Consider the following 17480-nt stretch of genomic DNA (forward strand, 5'->3'; position numbering starts at 1 on the left):
GCGTTTTTATGGAGAAAAATATGAATTTTCGCCTGACAGGGCTGGTTTTTGCCTCGGTGCTGCTTGTGGGGTGCGCCAGCACTCCCAATGATCCACAAGGGCGTTCTGATCCTCTGGAAGGGTTCAACCGCACGATGTTTAATTTCAACTACAACGTGTTGGATCCTTATGTTCTGCGGCCGGTTGCGGTGGCGTGGCGCGATTATGTGCCGATGCCGGCGCGCAACGGTTTAAGTAATTTCACCTCTAACCTGGAAGAACCGGCCAGTATGGTCAACGCCTTCCTTAAAGGCGATCCCTATCGCGGGATGATCCACTTCAACCGTTTCTTCCTGAACACCATTCTGGGGATGGGTGGCCTGATTGACGTGGCCGGCATGGCGAACCCAAAACTGGCGCGGGAAGAGCCCAACCGTTTCGGCAGTACGCTTGGCCACTACGGCGTGGGTTACGGCCCCTACGTGATGTTGCCGGGCTACGGCAGCTTTACCCTGCGTGAAGACGCCGGCGACTATGCCGATACCGTCTATCCGGTGTTGAGCTATCTGACCTTCTGGATGTCGGCGGGTAAATGGGTGGTCGAAGGTATCGAAAGCCGCGCTCAGTTGCTGGATTCCGATGGGCTGCTGCGCAATTCGTCCGATCCTTACCTGATGGTGCGCGAAGCCTATTTCCAACGTCATGACTTTATTGCCAACGGCGGCGTGCTGAAGCCGGAAGAAAACCCGAACGCCAAGGCGATTCAGGGCGATCTGGACGATATCGATTCAGCCAACTAATGCCATTCTGGCCGGCGGTAGGGACAAAAAGGGCGCTGTCACAGCGCCCTTTTTTTGGCTTAAGCCCCAGACAGCAGGGCGGCAGGCATTGGCGATCAGAAACTGTAGTTGAAGTTGGCGCCGTACAGCCAGGCCCGGCCTTTGGACTGGAAGGTATAAGGGCCTTCCGTGATGGAGACTTTCTGGCCGCGCATATAGGATACGCCCACGTCTACCGAGGCATCCTTACTGATGGCATAGGTGGTGCCTGCGCTCAGCCAGAGGCGATCCTGATCCGGGATTGAAATGGAACGGTTTTCTGCCGGCACCGGGCTGTCATCGAAGGCGATACCGGTACGGAAGGTCCAGGTATCGTCGTAGTAGTAGGTGGTGCCGAGAGCAATGCGGTAGGCATCGCGGAAGCCTTCATGTTTCTGGAACAGCGTCTGGCCGTTACTGCCGGTGGCCTTCAACTCCTGGAATTGGCTCCAACTGGTGTAGGCCAGGCTATAGTGCACCGCCCATTTGGGCGCCACTTTGTTATAACCCGACACTTCCCACATTTCCGGCAAATTCAGCGTCAGCGAGCCGGGGATCGTGTTACCGCCGGTACCGTACGGCAGCCCCATGGCCTGGGTGATCTGGTTCAGCGCCGGCGGCAGGTTGCTGCTGTAATCGCCGTCGAAGTCAATTTTCACTTCCGAACGGTAGGTGAAGCCGTAGCGGTTGTTATCGTCCACTTCGTACAGAATGCCGGCGTTCCAGCCGTAGCCCCATTTATCGCCTTTCAAATGGGCGATCTGGGTATCTGCCGGCAGGCTGCCCACTGCGCCGGCGTAGGCCGCCGGCACCTGGCCGGAGGCCACCGCCAACTGAGGCAGATCGCCGGCGTAGCGCTCGATTTTGGCGCGGGCATACACCGCATCAAAGCCCAGGCCAAAACTAAGGTGTTGGTTCAGGCGGTAGGCGGCGCTCAGGTTCAGGTTCAGGGTTTCCAGATCGGTCGTGCCGCCGTAGGCGCCGGCGGCATAGCCGCTGTTAAACTCGGTGGCCAGGCCGTAGTTGCTGGTGATCGAACCGCCCACCGCCCATTGATCGTTGATCGGGTGAATGTAATGCAGGTTTGGTACCCAGGCGGTGGGGGCGATATTTTTTGCATCCAGGCTGGCGCCTGAAGGTGAACGCCCGGAGATATCCACGTCCGGATCGATGAATATCGCGCCGATGGAGAACACCGGGCGATCGAACATCATCATGGTGGCCGGGTTACGGCTGGCCGAGGCGGCGGTATCCGCCATTGCGCCTTCGCCAGAATACGCGCGCCCCAAACCAACGGCGGAAAACTCGTTCAGCTGGAACCCAGCGGCATATACGTTTGAAGTCATCATCGCCACTGCAGCTGCGAGCGCTGATTTAGTGAACAGGTTTTTCTGGCTCATGACCAAAACCTCATTGTGTTTATTATGATAGCTATTGTTACACCGGGTAACAAAGGAGCGCGGATTGTAGGGTTCGTAAGCATCCCAACAAATCTGACCAGTTGCTGAATTATAGGGTTGGCTTCCGGTGATGTTGCAAATTTGTTTATAGAAAATTAATGATTTGATCTTAGAAAGGAGATCCGCCTAACAAAAAACTGCGCAAAATAACAAAATTCTTACCCTCTGATAGCAACTGCTGATTTTTATTTGTGATATCCATCACTTAAAACACCCAAAAAAAGTAAGTGCTAGTGATTAGTCGGCAGTGAGGGTAAAATAATCAGCAGATTTTTGTGTTTTTGCGCCAGATCATTATTGGCAATCGGGGCCCGGCGCCCCGCGTGAGGAGATAGCCCTATGTCAGATGCAATTAACAAATGCAGTGCACAGGAAACCGCAGCATGCTGCTGTGTGGATGTCGGCACCGTAATGGACAACACCGATTGCACCGCTTCCTACAGCCGCGTGTTCACCAACCAGCAGGAGGCGGAAACCACCCTGGCGGCGCTGTCTGAAAAAGCGCGCGCCGTGGAATCAGAACCCTGCGCGATTAACAGCAGCGTCAAGCCGGTTGACGGCGGCGTGCAGCTCGACGTCGATTTCACCTTTGCCTGCCAGGCAGAAACCTTGATTTTCCAACTCGGCCTGCGTTAAGCGCGACACGTACTGCCATGCGCGGGCTGCCCGCGCATCTTCCTTCCCGCTCCCCCTCTCCCGGTTAGAAAGTTGCTCCCGCTCGCAGTTTTCACTTTTGCCGGTTTGCCAAATGTAAATATTTGGTTAACAATGACCTTCGATCAGGTCAGACCTCTTCTCGTTACCCATGGTGCTGACGTTCTCTTTTTCAGGAGCTTCACCGATGAGTAAGGCATTGCCGCTGCTGACCCGCCAGGGTGACCGCATTGCGATTGTAAACGGCCTGCGCACGCCCTTTGCCAAACAGGCGACGGCCTATCACGGCATTCCCGCGATGGATCTGGGCAAGATGGCTGTCAGTGAACTGCTGGCGCGCAGCGGGATTGATCCGCGGCTTATTGAACAACTGGTGTTTGGCCAGGTGGTGCAAATGCCAGAGGCGCCCAACATAGCGCGTGAAATCGTGCTCGGCACCGGGATGAGCGTGCATACCGATGCATACAGCGTTTCACGCGCCTGCGCCACCAGCTTCCAGGCGATTGCCAACGTGGCCGAAAGCATCATCGCCGGCAATATCAGCATTGGCATCGCCGGCGGTGCGGATTCGTCCTCGGTGTTGCCTATCGGCGTCAGTAAAGCGTTGGCGCGCACGCTGGTGGATGCCAGCAAGGCGCGAACGTTGGCGGGGCGCCTGAAGCTATTTAGCAAACTGAAACTGCGCGATCTGCTGCCGGTGCCGCCTGCGGTGGCGGAATACTCCACCGGTTTGCGCATGGGCGATACCGCGGAGCAAATGGCCAAAACCTATGCGATCGGCCGCGAAGAGCAAGACGCGTTGGCGCACCGTTCCCACACGCTGGCCGCCCACGCCTGGGCGCAGGGGCTGCTGCTTGATGAAGTGATGACCGCCTATGTGCCGCCTTACAACACCGCGCTTGCCGAAGACAACAACATCCGCAAAGACTCCAGCCTTGCGGCCTACGCCAGGCTAAAACCAGCGTTCGATCGTCAGCATGGCAGCGTGACTGCCGCTAACAGCACGCCGCTGACCGACGGCGCGGCGGCCGTGCTGATGATGAGTGAGACGCGTGCCAGGGAACTGGGGCTGGCGCCGCTGGGTTATCTGCGCAGCTATGCATTCACGGCGATCGACGTCCGGCAGGATATGCTGCTGGGCCCGTCCTATGCCACACCGCTGGCGTTGGCGCGTGCCGGTATCACGCTGGCAGATCTGGCTCTGATTGACATGCATGAAGCCTTTGCCGCCCAGACGCTGGCCAACCTGAAAATGTTCGCCAGCCCCACGTTTGCCCGTGAGAAACTGGGTCTGGCGCAGGCAATAGGCGAGGTGGATATGGATAAATTCAACGTGCTGGGTGGTTCGATCGCCTATGGTCATCCGTTCGCCGCCACCGGCGCGCGCATGGTGACGCAAACGCTGCATGAGCTGAAACGCCGTGGCGGTGGGCTGGGGCTGGCAACGGCCTGCGCCGCGGGCGGGCTAGGGGCGGCAATGGTGGTGGAGGCGGCATGATGCGCACGGAAAACGCACTGCACGAACAGCGCGCCAAACCTTCGGCGTTCCAATTCACGCTGCGCCCAGACAACATTGGGGTGATCACCATCGATGTGCCGGATGAAAAGGTGAATACCCTCAAGGCGGAGTTTGCCGAGCAGATAAATGCCGTGCTGCTGAAGGCGCAGCAGATTGCCGCGCTGGAAGGGCTGGTGATTATCTCCGGCAAGCCGGATTCGTTTATCGCCGGCGCGGATATCAGCATGATTGCCGCCTGCGCCAGCCGCGAGGCGGCACAAACGCTGGCGAAAAAAGGCCAGAGCACCCTGGCGCAAATTGCGGCGTTCCCGGTGCCGGTGGTGGCAGCTATCCACGGTGCCTGTCTGGGCGGCGGGTTGGAACTGGCGCTCGCCTGCCATAGCCGCGTTTGTTCGCTGGATGATAAAACCGTGTTGGGGTTGCCGGAAGTGCAACTGGGGTTGCTGCCCGGTTCTGGCGGCACCCAACGGTTGCCGCGTCTGGTGGGCGCCAGCCGGGCGCTGGATATGATGTTGACCGGCAAACACCTGCGTGCCCGCCAGGCGTTGCGCAGCGGGCTGGTGGACGATGCCGTGCCGCAGGCGATCCTGCTGCAGACGGCGGTGGAACAGGTTAAACAAGGCTGGCGCGCGCAGCGGCGGCTGCCATGGCGCGAGCGGTTGTTGAACGGGCCGCTGGGCCGCAGCTTGCTGTTCAGCATCGTGCGGCGCAAAACGCGGGAAAAAACGCGCGGCAACTACCCGGCGGCGGAACGTATCATCCAGGTGGTCAGAACCGGGCTTGATAGCGGCTGCCGCAGCGGTTACGAAGCGGAAGCCCTGGCGTTTGGTGAGCTGGCGATGTCGCCGCAGTCGGCGGCGTTGCGTAGCCTGTTCTTTGCCGCGACGGCGCTGAAAAAGGCGCGCGGCAGCGAAGCGCAACCGCATCCGCTGCGCCGTGTCGGCATCCTTGGCGGCGGCCTGATGGGCGGCGGCATTGCCTGCGTTACAGCCACCCGCGGCGAACTGCCGGTGCGCATTAAAGACGTTGATACGCAGGGGATTAATCGCGCTTTGCAATATACCTGGAACGTGCTGGGTAAACGGGTGCACAGTAAACGCCTGCGCCCGGCGCAGCGGCAAAAACAGATGATGCTGATTTCCGGCGCAACCAACTGGTGCGGCTTTGAACAGGTGGATATCGTTATTGAAGCGGTGTTTGAGGAACTGGCGCTCAAGCAGCGGATGGTGGCCGAAGTTGAACAGCATGCGGCGCCGCACACGGTCTTCGCGTCTAATACCTCATCGCTGCCGATTGCCCAGATCGCTGCCAACGCGGTGCGGCCGCAGCAGGTGATCGGCCTGCATTACTTCAGCCCGGTGGAAAAAATGCCGCTGGTGGAGGTGATCCCCCATGCCGGCACCAGCGATGAAACGATCGCCACCGCGGTGGCGCTGGCGCACAAACAAGGGAAAACCGCGATCGTGGTGGCCGATCGCGCCGGTTTCTACGTCAACCGTATTTTGGCGCCCTATATCAATGAAGCGGCGCGTTGCCTGCTGGCGGGGGAGCCGATCGAATCGCTGGATCGGGCGCTGGTGGATTTTGGTTTCCCGGTTGGCCCGATAACGCTGCTGGACGAAGTGGGCATTGACGTGGGCACCAAGATTATCCCGGTGCTGGAGGCTGAACTTGGGCCGCGCTTTGCCGCGCCGGCGGCATTTGATGCGCTGCATAAAGACGGGCGCAAAGGGCGCAAGAACGGCCGCGGCTTTTATCTTTACCCCACGGGGAAAGCGCGCTGGCGGTGGCGCAAGCGGGTTGACGAGCGCGTTTATACCCTTCTGGGCATCACGCCGAAGGCGCATATCCCCCATGCGTTGATCGCCCAGCGCTGCGTGATGATGATGCTCAATGAGGCGGTTCGCTGCCTGGATGAAGGCGTGGTGCGCAGTGCGCGCGACGGGGATATCGGCGCGGTGTTCGGCATTGGTTTCCCGCCGTTCCTCGGTGGTCCGTTCCGCTACATCGATCGCTTAGGGGCGGCGAAGGTGGTGAAAATTCTGGCCCATCTGCAGCAACAGTACGGTGAGCATTTCGCGCCCTGCGAACGCTTGCAGCAGATGGCGCAGCAGGGCACGCGCTTCTATCCGTAAAAGGCCGCATGCGGCCGGCAGTGCGTCGGCGGTGCGTGCAATGATCAACGGTGGGGCGTGGCGCTGTGGTTATCAATAAAATTCATCTCGTTGAAGATTAAATATTAAGCTGTTGAATGAGGAGCATATACGCCGGAAATTCTGCGGCCGTTGCCGCTGATGTAAAAAACAGCGTTTTCTTTTACCGGAACTTTCAGGCAAAATGCCCGGTCATCACAAGAGACGGTGCGTTATCGTTGGGGGAAATCCTGCGATGCGGTAAGTGCGCGCGGCGTTTCTGTTATACCCTAATAGCCCAAGTGCAGCCCACACGCCTGTAACTTACACGATGGCGGGTATAGCGTTTTTTGGCTAACAACAGCGGTGCAATATGCAAGTTTTGATCATGCGTCACGGAGCGGCAGAACTCGATGCCGCCAGCGATTCGGTAAGGCCTTTAACTACCGGCGGTCGTGATGATTCACGCCAAATGGCGGCCTGGTTAAGCACCAAGCCGGTGGATATTGAACGGGTGCTGGTCAGCCCTTACCTGCGGGCACAGCAAACTCTGGAAGCGGTGCGTGAAGCGTTGCCTCTGCCTGAAGGCGCTGAAGTGCTGCCGGAACTGACTCCCGGCGGCGACGCGGGCCTGGTGAGCTGTTATCTGCAGGCTCTGGCAAAAGAAGGGGTAGGAGCCGTGTTGGTTATCTCTCACCTGCCGCTGGTGGGTTACCTGGTGGCGGAACTGTGCCCGGGTGAATCCGCGCCTATGTTCGCCACTTCGGCCATTGCGGATGTTGAACTGGCCGCCGATGGCAGCGCCGGAAGCTTTGAATGGCAGGTTGCGCCGTCGCAATTGACGGTAAAAGCCTAGGCTGTGTCCTGCAATAGGTCGTGGTGCCGTCGTTGCGTCCAAAGCCCGTCATCACCCGGTCAACCGCAAGGGCGATGCATGGCATCGCCCTTGGTGTTTTTTAATCGGCCAGATCGACCAAAATCAGAATGGCTGCATTGCCGCCCCATTCTTTCGGTGCCTGATGGAACGCCAGCACGGCCGGATGCTGTGCCAGCCACAGTGGCGTTTGCTGTTTGAGAATATGCTTGCCGTGGCCGTGCATCACGCAGGCGCAGTGCACATGTTCGCGCTGGCAGGCCGCCAGCAGCGCCCCCAGCTCCTGCTTGGCTTGTTTTTGCGTCAGCCCATGCAGATCCAGGAACAAATCCGGCACATAATCCCCGCGGCGCAGCTTTTTCAGCTCAAAATGGCTGTAACCCGGGCGCACATAGCGTGCCGGGCCGTCTTCATCAAGCAGCGGCTGAAATTCATCGGAAAAATAAAAGCTGGCATCAACCTGCTCCTGCAGCAGGCGCTGCGGGGCCGCCTGCCGGAACCTGGCCTTTGGCTTGGGGTGGACAATGGTATCCTGCCGCAGTGTTCTTGCGCCGGCCACCGATTCCCTGAAAAGCTGTACTTCATCTTTGCTCAGAGAGGGTTTATTTTTCATTATTTCTTCACCGGATATCGTCGTTTAAGCGGATAGTTTACCGTCTTGCCATGTTCTGTCGACGCAAAACTGCCGGCTTCCCCCCGCAGCAACGGCAGCGTGCGACTATTGCTGCTGATTTGTCGCCGGCTTCATGGCAAACTATGCGGCTATAGAGTGATTATCATGCCTGCCGGAGGGCAAATTGGACAAAATTTTCGTCGATGAAGCAGTCAGTGAACTGCACACCATCCAGGATATGCTGCGCTGGACCGTAAGCCGCTTTAACGCCGCCGCTATCTATTATGGGCATGGCACCGACAATCCATGGGACGAAGCGGTGCAGCTGGTGTTGCCCAGCCTGTACCTGCCGCTTGATATTCCGGAAGACATGCATACCGCCCGCCTGACCTCCAGCGAGCGCCACCGTATCGTTGAGCGTGTGATTCGCCGCGTCAACGAGCGTATCCCGGTCGCCTACCTGACCAATAAAGCCTGGTTCTGCGGCATGGAGTTCTACGTGGATGAACGCGTGCTGGTGCCGCGTTCACCGATCGGCGAATTGATCAACGCGCGTTTCAGCGGCCTGGTGCCGCATGCTCCGCGGCATATTCTGGATATGTGCACCGGCAGCGGCTGCATCGCCATCGCCTGCAGCTACGCGTTCCCGGAAGCCGAAGTGGACGCGGTGGACATTTCCAGCGACGCGCTGGCGGTGACCGAACGCAACATACAGGCGCATGGCGTTGAACAGCAGGTGATCCCGATTCGATCCGATCTGTTCCGCGATGTGCCGGCGATCCAATACGATCTGATCGTCACCAACCCGCCGTACGTCGACGCTGAAGATATGTCCGATCTGCCGCAGGAATTCCGCTTTGAGCCGGAACTGGGCCTGGCCGCCGGCCACGATGGCCTGGATCTGGTGCGCCGCATTCTGGCCTGCGCGCCGGATTTCCTCAGCGACGACGGCGTGCTGATTTGTGAAGTCGGCAACAGCATGGTACATGTTATGGAACAGTATCCGGATATTCCGTTCACCTGGCTGGAGTTCGAAAACGGCGGTGACGGTGTGTTCATGCTGACCAAACAGCAACTGGTCGGCTGTGAAGCGCATTTTAGCGCGTACCGCAACTAATGTACTCACCAGGCCCGCAGCGCCGGGCCTGATAACGATAATAATCAACGGTAAAAGGAGCCGTGATGGCAGGGAACAGTATTGGGCAAATCTTCCGCGTCACCACTTTTGGTGAATCCCACGGTGTGGCGCTGGGATGTATCGTCGATGGCGTGCCGCCGGGCATCCCATTGACGGAAGCCGACTTACAACACGATTTGGATCGCCGCCGCCCAGGCACTTCCCGCTATACCACCCAACGCCGCGAGCCGGACCAGGTGCGTATTCTTTCCGGGGTGTTCGAGGGGGTAACGACCGGCACCAGCATTGGCCTGATCATTGAAAACACCGATCAGCGCTCGCAGGATTACGGCGCGATTAAGGATCTGTTCCGCCCGGGGCATGCCGATTATACCTATGAGCAAAAATACGGCGTGCGCGATTACCGCGGCGGCGGCCGTTCCTCGGCGCGTGAAACCGCGATGCGTGTGGCCGCAGGGGCGATCGCCAAAAAATACCTGGCGCAGAAGTTTGGCGTGTCCGTGCGCGGCTACCTGGCGCAGATGGGGGACGTTCACTGTGAACTGAAAGACTGGGAACAGGTTGAGCAGAACCCCTTCTTTTGCCCGGATCCCGCCAAGCTGGAAGCGCTGGATGAACTGATGCGCGCCCTGAAGAAAGAAGGGGATTCGATTGGCGCGAAGGTCAGCGTGGTGGCTGAAAACGTGCCGGTCGGGCTTGGCGAGCCGGTGTTCGATCGCCTTGATGCCGATCTGGCCCATGCGCTGATGAGCATCAATGCGGTGAAAGGCGTAGAAATCGGCGATGGTTTTGCCGTGGTCACCAAGCGTGGCAGTGAAAACCGCGATGAAATCACCCCGCAGGGCTTCCAGAGCAACCATGCAGGCGGCATTCTGGGCGGTATCAGCAGCGGCCAGCCGGTGATCGCCCATCTGGCGCTGAAACCGACCTCCAGCATTACGGTGCCCGGGCGCACGATCAATCGCCAGGGCGAAGCGGTGGAAATGATCACCCGCGGCCGCCACGATCCCTGCGTTGGCATCCGCGCGGTGCCGATCGCCGAGGCGATGATGGCGATCGTGCTGATGGATCACCTGCTGCGCCAGCGTGCGCAAAACGGTGATGTGGCTTCCCCGGTTCCGCGTTGGTAGCCGCCATGAAAAACATCATGTTCGGCCTTGCTGCGCTGCTGGCCTCGGCGTCTGCGATGGCGCTCACGCCGTGGCAGAAGATCGATCACCCGGTCGCCGGTGCGCCGCAGGCCATCGGTGGCTTCTCTAATGGCTGCCTGATTGGCGCGCAGCCGCTGCCGCTGGAAGCGGCGGATTATCAGGTGATGCGTACCGACCAACGCCGTTATTTCGGCCACCCGGATCTGCTGGCGTTTATTCAACGCCTGGGCAGCGAGGCCGGGCAGAATGCGCTGGGCACCGTCCTGATCGGCGACATGGCGATGCCGGCCGGCGGGCGCTTTAGCAGCGGCCACGCCAGCCACCAGTCGGGGCTGGACGTGGATATCTGGCTGCAATTGCCGCGCCAGCGCTGGTCGCAGCAGCAACTGCTGAAGCCGCAGCCGATCGATCTGGTTTCCGCCGACGGCAAGCGCGTAGTGGAGCGCCAGTGGCAGCCGCAGGTGGGCCAATTGATCAAGCTGGCGGCGCAGGATCACGAGGTCACGCGTATTTTTGTCAATCCGGCGATCAAGCAGCGCCTGTGTGAAGATGCCGGCAGCGATCGCGCCTGGCTGCAAAAGGTGCGGCCGTGGTTTGGCCATCGTGCGCACATGCACGTGCGCTTGCGCTGCCCGGCGGGCAGCCTGGAGTGCAAGGAGCAGGATGCGCCGCCGGCAGGCGATGGCTGTGGCGCTGAATTGGCCAGCTGGTTTAAACCGCATCTGCCGAGCGCAAAGCCCGGTAAACCCGTACCGCCGCCTTTGCCGCCTGCTTGCCAGGCGTTGTTGGATAATCATTTCACTGCGGAATAATTCATGGATTGGCTTATTGCAGGTCCCGGGCTGCTCGGGATCTTGTTTGCTGTGGCGTTATTGGCTGGGTTTATCGATTCGATTGCGGGCGGCGGCGGTTTGCTGACCGTGCCGGCGTTGCTGGCCGTCGGCGTGCCGCCGGCGCAGGCGTTGGCCACCAACAAGCTGCAATCGGTTGGCGGCTCCCTTTCCGCCAGCCTGTATTTTATCCGCCGCCGCGCGGTGGATCTGCACGATCAGAAGCTGACGATTGCGCTGACGTTGCTGGGTTCGGTTATTGGTGCGCTGCTGGTGCAGCATATGCGAGCCGATCTGCTGCGCCAGATGCTGCCGCTGCTGATTATCGGTATCGGCCTGTACTTCCTGTTCACCCCGCGGCTGGGGGAGAGCGATCGTCAGCGGCGCCTGAGCGCGCTGCCGTTCGGGCTGGTTGCCGGCGGCTGCGTCGGTTTCTACGACGGTTTCTTCGGCCCCGGCGCCGGCTCGTTTTATGCCCTGGCCTACGTTACGCTGTGCGGTTTTAACCTGGCGAAATCCACCGCGTATGCCAAAGTGCTGAACTTCACCTCCAACTTTGGCGGCCTGATGTTGTTTATCATCGGCGGAAAGGTGGTGTGGAGCATGGGCCTGGTGATGTTGGTGGGGCAGGTGTTGGGCGCGCGCCTTGGCGCACACATGGTATTGACCCGCGGCCAAAAGCTGATCCGGCCGATGATCGTGGTGGTTTCGCTGCTGATGAGCCTGAAGTTGCTTTACGATAACCACGGCGCAGAAATCATGCAGTGGCTGGCCGTGCATTTTTAATAGGCGAAACGGGCGGCAAGATGAAATAATTGCCGCCTTATTTTTAGGGTTATTCAGGTTTTTCTATGGCCGAAAAGCATCATTACACCCAACTGATCGACATCTTCAATCAGTGTTTCAGCGGTGATTACAATACGCGCCTGGTAAAAGGCGATGATGAGCCGATCTACCTGCCGGCGGACGACGTGGTGCCCTATAACCGCATCGTCTTCGCCCACGGTTTTTACGCCAGCGGTATGCATGAGATTTCCCACTGGTGCATCGCCGGCGAACAACGCCGGACGCTGGTGGATTTTGGTTACTGGTACTGCCCGGACGGGCGCGACGCCCAGACGCAAAGCGAATTTGAAGCGGTGGAGATCAAGCCGCAGGCGCTGGAGTGGATGTTCTGCGTGGCGGCGGGCTTTCCGTTCAACGTCAGCTGCGACAACCTGAACGGGGATTGCGAGCCGGATCGCATCGCTTTCCAGCGTAAAGTGCGCGCCAGGGTGCTGGAACTGCTGGAGCAGGGGATACCCACACGGCCTGCGCGCTTTATTCAGGCGCTACAATCGTTTTACAATACGCCCCCGTTAACGGCGGAGCACTTCCCCTATCCGGAAGATCTCAACTGAATGAGTTTAAGAGGAAACTTGATGATCGCAGAATTTGAAGCGTGCATTCTGGCGCTGATTGATGACATGGTAGAACACGCCAGCGATGATGAACTGTTTGCCGGTGGCTACCTGCGCGGTCATTTGACGCTGGCGGTGGCGGAAGTGGAAGAAAGCGGTGAGCATACGGCCGAAGCACTGAAGGCCCGTGTGCAGCACAGCCTGGATAAAGCCATCCGCGCCGGTGAGCTTTCCCCGCCGGATCAGATCTTGGTGCTGGGGATGTGGGAGAATTTGTACCAAAAGGCACTGCCCACCGCCTGATTTTTTTCGCCCTCACCCTAACCCTCTCCCGCCGGGAGAGGGGATCGTCCGCCGCCGTTTGCCGTTTCCGTTATCCCTTCACCCACACCGGTGCACATACTGCTCCCTCTCCCTCGGGGAGAGGGGGGGGGTGAGGGGCGTTTTATCACCGGTGCACGTACTGCTCCCTCTCCCTCGGGGAGAGGGCCGGGGTGAGGGGAGAAGTTAAACCGCTTTCCCCTTCAGCAGTTTGCGTACCCACATTCGGTTGGGGTTCAGCGCCGCCAGCATTTCGGCATCGGCGGGCAAGGGCTCACCGAAGATCTGCGCCGCCAGCATTTCCGCGGCCAGTGGGGCAGAGCAAAGCCCGCGGGCGCCCAACGCGCCCAGAATAAACAGATTCGGATAAACCGGCGCATCGGCTACCGTTTCACCACGTTGGTGTTGCCGCGGCAAATCTTGATAAACATCCAGCGTAGCGGCATAGTCCGGTACGGCGCCGATCATCGGCAAATGGTCGCGCGTTGCGCTGCGCACCCCGCAGCGCGCCTGGCCGCTGCTGACATCCACCTGCTGCGGCCAATCCTGCTCCGGCAGGCAACGCAACAAACGCTGCCGGTTTTCCTGCTGTTCCTCTTCCCGATAGTCGGTGGCGGTATCGCTGCGCTGGTAGCTGGCGCCGATACAGTGCTGTTGATTCGCAGGGTTTACAGGCGTTAGATAGCCGTCGTAACACAGCACCTGTTTCAGCTTGCCCAGCGCTGGCGTCGTGGGGATATGGGAAACCTGGCCGCGGACGGCATACACCGGCAACGCGGCGCTTTGCGCCAGCGCCGCCAAGGCGTGGCCACAGGCCAGAACCACCGTGGCGTGCCGCTGGGGGGCGCCATCGGCAAACCCCAACCGCCAGCCCTGCGCGTCCTGTTCCAGCGTAGTGAGGCGGTGTTGATAGCGGCAGACCAGCCCCTGGCTTTGCGCCAGCGTGACGGCGCTGCGCGTCAACTCGGCCGGGCACAGCCAACCGCCCAGTGGGTAGTGGGCGCCGCCAAAGCCGCTGTCGACGCCGCAAAGTGCACTTAGTGCGTGCCGATCGGCCGCCTGCGCCAGTTCCGGCGGCCAGAGGGCGGCCAGTATTCGCTCGATTTTACCGGCGCTTTTTTCGTCATAGGCCAGTTGGCTGACGCCGCACCACTGGTGAGCGAACGCGACGCCCTGCTGCTCTAACGCATCATATAGCCGGCGGGCAAAGGGGAAGGCGGCGCAAAAGAAACGCTCCAGGGCATCATTGCGGCCGTTCAACAAAGGGTACAACGCCCCCTGGCGGTTGCCGGATGCGCCTTCTGCGGGTTGCCCGTCGGCGCAGTAGAGCGTGACGTGGGCGCCGCGCCGCTGTAATGCCAGGGCGATGAGGGCGCTGGCGATGCCGCCGCCGACAATGGCAACGTCTTCAGGCGTGTGCGCCGCCGGGCGATGGAACCAGGGCGTGGGATTGGCGGCGGGCTGCGCATCGGCCGGCATCCAGCCGGTGAGCATTTCCCGCTTTTGGCCGAACCCTTTGCATTTTTCTACCGTGAATCCGGCCTGCTGCAGGTCCCGGCGCACAAAGCCGGCGGCGGTGAAGGTGGCGAAGCTCCCCTGCGGGCGTGCCAGACGCGCCATGGCGCTAAACAGTGCCGGGCTCCACATGTCGGGGTTTTTCGCCGGGGCGAAACCGTCGAGGAACCAGGCGTCAATCTGTTGGTTCATGCTGTGATCGAGCGTGGGCAGCAGGGCGTTGACGTCGCCAAACCATAAATCCAGCGTGACGCGCCCACCATCCAGCAGCAGCCGATGGCAGCCGGGCAGCGGCAACGGCCAGTTGGCGCGCAGCGCCTCGGCGAAGGGCGCCAGCTCCGGCCAGCGCGCATGCGCCGCCGCCAGATCGGCCAACTGCAGTGGGAATTTTTCAAAGCTGACAAAATGCAGGCGTTGCAGCCGGGCTTGCGGGCTTTGCGCCCGAAAGGCGTCGAACGCCTGCCACAAGGTTAAAAAATTTAGCCCGGTGCCGAATCCGGTCTCCGCCACCACAAACAGTGGGCGCGGGTGCTCTGCAAAACGCTGCGGCAACCGGTTGCCGCCTAAAAAAACGTAGCGGGTTTCCTCCAGCCCATCCTGATTGGAAAAATAGACGTCATCGAACTGTTGCGAAACAGGTGTACCCTGTTCATTCCAGGTTAATGCGGCGGTTTGGATGGGGGCGTGATTCACGGCGGTTGCTCATAGCTCAAGGGGTGACGGGATTCTAGCTGCAGCGCCCTCCCGGTGCAAATCAGACAAGAATCACGCTGATCGGACTTGTTCGGCTTACAACTGTACGCTAAAGTGCGTGACGAAATCCCGAATGTAATAATTGTGGAAGAGGTATTGAATGAAACGTGCAGTGATTACTGGCCTGGGCATCGTCTCCAGCATTGGTAACAACCAGCAGGAGGTCCTGGCGAGCCTGCAGGAAGGACGTTCTGGGATCACTTTCTCCCAGGAACTGAAAGATTCCGGCATGCGTAGTCACGTATGGGGCAACGTAAAACTGGATACGACCGGCCTCATCGACCGCAAGGTGGTGCGTTTCATGAGCGACGCATCCATTTACGCATACCTGTCCATGCAAGAAGCCATCGCTTCTGCCGGCCTGACGGAAGACGTTTACCAAAATAATCCGCGCGTTGGCCTGATCGCCGGTTCTGGCGGTTCTGCCCGTTTTCAGGTGTTCGGCGCTGACGCCATGCGCAGCCCGCGCGGTCTGAAAGCCGTTGGCCCTTACGTGGTGACCAAAGCGATGGCTTCCAGCGTTTCCGCCTGCCTGGCCACGCCGTTTAAAATCAACGGCGTTAACTACTCCATCAGTTCCGCCTGTGCGACTTCCGCACACTGCATCGGCAACGCGGTTGAACAAATCCAGATGGGCAAACAGGACATCGTATTTGCCGGCGGCGGCGAAGAGCTGACCTGGGAAATGGCCTGTGAGTTCGATGCGATGGGCGCGCTGTCCACCAAATACAACGATACGCCGGAAAAAGCGTCCCGTACCTATGACGCCAACCGTGACGGCTTCGTCATCGCCGGCGGCGGCGGTATGGTGGTCGTGGAAGAGCTGGAACATGCGCTGGCGCGCGGCGCGCACATCTTTGCCGAAGTGGTTGGCTACGGCGCCACCTCTGACGGTGCCGACATGGTTGCGCCGTCGGGCGAAGGCGCAGTGCGCTGCATGAAGATGGCGATGCAAGGCGTTGATACGCCGATCGATTACATCAATACGCACGGCACCTCTACGCCGGTTGGCGATGTGAAAGAACTGGGCGCGATCCGTGAAGTGTTCGGCGACAACGTGCCGGCGCTCTCTGCCACCAAGGCGATGACCGGCCACTCGCTGGGCGCCGCTGGCGTGCAGGAAACCATCTACACCCTGTTGATGCTGGAGCACGGCTTTATTGCCCCGAGCATCAATATTGAAACGCTGGATGAGCGTGCGGAAGGGATGAACATCATCACTGAACCGACCAAACGTGAACTGACCACCGTGATGACCAACGGCTTCGGCTTCGGCGGCACCAACGCGACGCTGACGCTGCGTAAATACCAGGCATAATCCTGCCGGGTATGCGATCAATCGGGTGCGGCTTGCCGCGCCCGTTTTTTTACCTTTCTTCTATTTTTTTGATTTAAATCAACATGGTTACCGCATATTGCTGAATGCCGGGCTGGCTTTGTCAGTTGATGTAAATCCCGTTTCTGCACCACAATCCCACCGTTATACTCGCGCTGTTACGTTGAGCGGAATATCAGCATGTCAGCCAGGATCAGCAGATTATTATCCACGCATTACGCCGGCCTGGTGAAGAAGCCGGCCGCCTGGCTGTGGGTGGCCGTTTGGCTGCTGCTGAATACGCAATTGGCGCTCGCCAGCCACGCTTGCCACCTGCAGGTGACGCTGGATGCGCCGGCGATGCAGCATATGCAGCACGCAGGTATGGCCGAGGCTGAACGGCATGCGGCCGCAGAGCCGGTGTGCGGCAAACACTGCGTGCCGGACAACGCCCAGCAGGATCACTCTGGCCCGGTGTTGGCGGCGCTTCCTGCCGGTACCGAACGGGTGGTGGTGATCCCGCCGGTGCAATACCACGGCGCCCGCCCGGTCTGGCAGATGCCGCCGATCGTCGGCCCACCGGCAGAGATTGCTTTTTGTTGCTTCCGTGAATAGCCCAACACCCCTGTGCTCGCCCGCATTGCCGGGCGGTTTTGGTGTTTGTTGACTATTTTACGGAGTCTGTACTATGCGTAACCTGATGGCCGCTATGGCCCTTTTCCTGTTGTTCCCTGTCGCGGCCCCAGCCGCCCCGGCGCTTGCGCCATCCTCATCCGCTGAAATTCATGCCCAGGGGGTTATCAAAGCCTGGCGCCCGCAGGCGGTGTCGATTGCTCACCAGGCGATCCCGGCGCTGAATTGGCCGCCGATGACCATGAGCTTCCTGTTGCCGCAGCCGCCGGTTAGCCCCTTGCCGGCCGGCACACCGGTGGATTTCAGCTTCCGCCAGGTCGCCGGCGGTTATCAATTGACGGCGATCCACGCCAGCCAGCGGTAACGGGAGCCACC

Annotated in this window: 17 protein-coding genes; 14 read left to right on the forward strand and 3 right to left on the reverse strand. The window is 59.9% G+C overall.

The genetic code is table 11. The features are described 5' to 3' along the window. Positions 1-20: 20 nt before the first annotated feature. Positions 21-779, forward strand: coding sequence for a phospholipid-binding lipoprotein MlaA (gene mlaA, locus AC559G_RS03095; RefSeq protein WP_279022614.1), 759 nt, complete (start codon positions 21-23; stop codon positions 777-779). Positions 780-874: 95 nt separating this feature from the next. Here mlaA and fadL read toward each other — a convergent pair whose 3' ends face one another. Then, entirely contained in the window at positions 875-2203 is a 1329-nt protein-coding gene (gene fadL, locus AC559G_RS03100) for a long-chain fatty acid transporter FadL (protein WP_498911215.1), read from the reverse strand. 393 nt (positions 2204-2596) lie between these two features. On the opposite strand from fadL, the gene AC559G_RS03105 reads away from it, so the two are divergent. The 4 genes from AC559G_RS03105 to sixA all read left to right on the forward strand — a co-directional run bounded on the left by AC559G_RS03105 (position 2597) and on the right by sixA (position 7418). Next, entirely contained in the window at positions 2597-2893 is a 297-nt protein-coding gene (locus AC559G_RS03105) for a YfcZ/YiiS family protein (protein WP_498911217.1), read from the forward strand. Positions 2894-3098: 205 nt separating this feature from the next. After that, a complete protein-coding gene (fadI, locus tag AC559G_RS03110) occupies positions 3099-4409 on the forward strand; it encodes an acetyl-CoA C-acyltransferase FadI (RefSeq protein WP_498911219.1) in 1311 nt (436 codons plus the stop codon). Then, positions 4409-6565, forward strand: a complete 2157-nt coding sequence (gene fadJ, locus AC559G_RS03115) for a fatty acid oxidation complex subunit alpha FadJ (RefSeq protein ID WP_498911280.1) — start codon at positions 4409-4411, stop codon at positions 6563-6565. The genes fadI and fadJ overlap by 1 nt, the downstream gene beginning before the upstream one ends. Positions 6566-6935: 370 nt before the next feature. Next, a complete protein-coding gene (gene sixA, locus AC559G_RS03120; protein WP_095847925.1) occupies positions 6936-7418 on the forward strand; it encodes a phosphohistidine phosphatase SixA in 483 nt (160 codons plus the stop codon). A gap of 100 nt (positions 7419-7518) precedes the next feature. Here the strand turns inward: sixA and smrB are convergent, their stop codons facing one another. Further along, entirely contained in the window at positions 7519-8049 is a 531-nt protein-coding gene (smrB, locus tag AC559G_RS03125; RefSeq protein WP_095847926.1) for an endonuclease SmrB, read from the reverse strand. A gap of 184 nt (positions 8050-8233) precedes the next feature. Here smrB and prmB point away from each other — a divergent pair, with 184 nt between their 5' ends. The 6 genes from prmB (at position 8234) to AC559G_RS03155 (ending at position 12871) form a co-directional block, all read left to right on the forward strand. Further along, a complete protein-coding gene (prmB, locus tag AC559G_RS03130; RefSeq protein WP_346082134.1) occupies positions 8234-9166 on the forward strand; it encodes a 50S ribosomal protein L3 N(5)-glutamine methyltransferase in 933 nt (310 codons plus the stop codon). A gap of 65 nt (positions 9167-9231) precedes the next feature. Continuing rightward, positions 9232-10317 (forward strand): chorismate synthase, encoded by a 1086-nt coding sequence (gene aroC / locus AC559G_RS03135; RefSeq protein WP_462613997.1) that lies wholly within the window; start codon positions 9232-9234, stop codon positions 10315-10317. A 5-nt stretch (positions 10318-10322) separates the two neighbouring features. Then, positions 10323-11150, forward strand: a complete 828-nt coding sequence (mepA, locus tag AC559G_RS03140) for a penicillin-insensitive murein endopeptidase (RefSeq protein ID WP_498911222.1) — start codon at positions 10323-10325, stop codon at positions 11148-11150. A gap of 3 nt (positions 11151-11153) precedes the next feature. Then, entirely contained in the window at positions 11154-11954 is an 801-nt protein-coding gene (locus AC559G_RS03145; protein WP_498911224.1) for a sulfite exporter TauE/SafE family protein, read from the forward strand. 65 nt (positions 11955-12019) lie between these two features. Further along, complete coding sequence (locus tag AC559G_RS03150) at positions 12020-12568, forward strand: elongation factor P hydroxylase (protein WP_498911226.1); 549 nt, start codon at positions 12020-12022, stop codon at positions 12566-12568. A gap of 21 nt (positions 12569-12589) precedes the next feature. Continuing rightward, positions 12590-12871, forward strand: coding sequence for a YfcL family protein (locus tag AC559G_RS03155; RefSeq protein WP_498911228.1), 282 nt, complete (start codon positions 12590-12592; stop codon positions 12869-12871). 204 nt (positions 12872-13075) lie between these two features. On the opposite strand, the gene mnmC is transcribed toward AC559G_RS03155, so the two are convergent. Further along, the gene (gene mnmC, locus AC559G_RS03160; protein WP_498911230.1) at positions 13076-15097 is read right to left on the reverse strand and encodes a bifunctional tRNA (5-methylaminomethyl-2-thiouridine)(34)-methyltransferase MnmD/FAD-dependent 5-carboxymethylaminomethyl-2-thiouridine(34) oxidoreductase MnmC; all 2022 of its coding nucleotides are present in this window, start codon (positions 15095-15097) and stop codon (positions 13076-13078) included. A 160-nt stretch (positions 15098-15257) separates the two neighbouring features. On the opposite strand from mnmC, the gene fabB reads away from it, so the two are divergent. The 3 genes from fabB to AC559G_RS03175 all read left to right on the forward strand — a co-directional run bounded on the left by fabB (position 15258) and on the right by AC559G_RS03175 (position 17469). Beyond that, entirely contained in the window at positions 15258-16475 is a 1218-nt protein-coding gene (gene fabB / locus AC559G_RS03165) for a beta-ketoacyl-ACP synthase I (protein ID WP_279022628.1), read from the forward strand. Between the two features lie 198 nt (positions 16476-16673). Then, complete coding sequence (locus tag AC559G_RS03170) at positions 16674-17087, forward strand: hypothetical protein (RefSeq protein WP_498911233.1); 414 nt, start codon at positions 16674-16676, stop codon at positions 17085-17087. Positions 17088-17160: 73 nt separating this feature from the next. After that, complete coding sequence (locus AC559G_RS03175; protein WP_462613991.1) at positions 17161-17469, forward strand: copper-binding protein; 309 nt, start codon at positions 17161-17163, stop codon at positions 17467-17469. Positions 17470-17480 lie beyond the last annotated feature (11 nt).

This window comes from Gibbsiella greigii, from assembly GCF_039540155.1.
GTDB classification, from domain to species: domain Bacteria; phylum Pseudomonadota; class Gammaproteobacteria; order Enterobacterales; family Enterobacteriaceae; genus Gibbsiella; species Gibbsiella quercinecans.

What these genes read in the sequence shown, in the direction of transcription:
- mlaA (WP_279022614.1), top strand. Translation starts at nt 21, where the DNA reads ATGAATTTTCGCCTGACAGGGCTGGTTTTTGCCTCGGTGCTGCTTGTG.
- AC559G_RS03105 (WP_498911217.1), top strand. Translation starts at nt 2,597, where the DNA reads ATGTCAGATGCAATTAACAAATGCAGTGCACAGGAAACCGCAGCATGC.
- fadI (WP_498911219.1), top strand. Translation starts at nt 3,099, where the DNA reads ATGAGTAAGGCATTGCCGCTGCTGACCCGCCAGGGTGACCGCATTGCG.
- fadJ (WP_498911280.1), top strand. Translation starts at nt 4,409, where the DNA reads ATGCGCACGGAAAACGCACTGCACGAACAGCGCGCCAAACCTTCGGCG.
- sixA (WP_095847925.1), top strand. Translation starts at nt 6,936, where the DNA reads ATGCAAGTTTTGATCATGCGTCACGGAGCGGCAGAACTCGATGCCGCC.
- smrB (WP_095847926.1), bottom strand. Translation starts at nt 8,049, where the DNA reads ATGAAAAATAAACCCTCTCTGAGCAAAGATGAAGTACAGCTTTTCAGG.
- aroC (WP_462613997.1), top strand. Translation starts at nt 9,232, where the DNA reads ATGGCAGGGAACAGTATTGGGCAAATCTTCCGCGTCACCACTTTTGGT.
- mepA (WP_498911222.1), top strand. Translation starts at nt 10,323, where the DNA reads ATGAAAAACATCATGTTCGGCCTTGCTGCGCTGCTGGCCTCGGCGTCT.
- AC559G_RS03145 (WP_498911224.1), top strand. Translation starts at nt 11,154, where the DNA reads ATGGATTGGCTTATTGCAGGTCCCGGGCTGCTCGGGATCTTGTTTGCT.
- AC559G_RS03150 (WP_498911226.1), top strand. Translation starts at nt 12,020, where the DNA reads ATGGCCGAAAAGCATCATTACACCCAACTGATCGACATCTTCAATCAG.
- AC559G_RS03155 (WP_498911228.1), top strand. Translation starts at nt 12,590, where the DNA reads ATGATCGCAGAATTTGAAGCGTGCATTCTGGCGCTGATTGATGACATG.
- fabB (WP_279022628.1), top strand. Translation starts at nt 15,258, where the DNA reads ATGAAACGTGCAGTGATTACTGGCCTGGGCATCGTCTCCAGCATTGGT.
- AC559G_RS03170 (WP_498911233.1), top strand. Translation starts at nt 16,674, where the DNA reads ATGTCAGCCAGGATCAGCAGATTATTATCCACGCATTACGCCGGCCTG.
- AC559G_RS03175 (WP_462613991.1), top strand. Translation starts at nt 17,161, where the DNA reads ATGCGTAACCTGATGGCCGCTATGGCCCTTTTCCTGTTGTTCCCTGTC.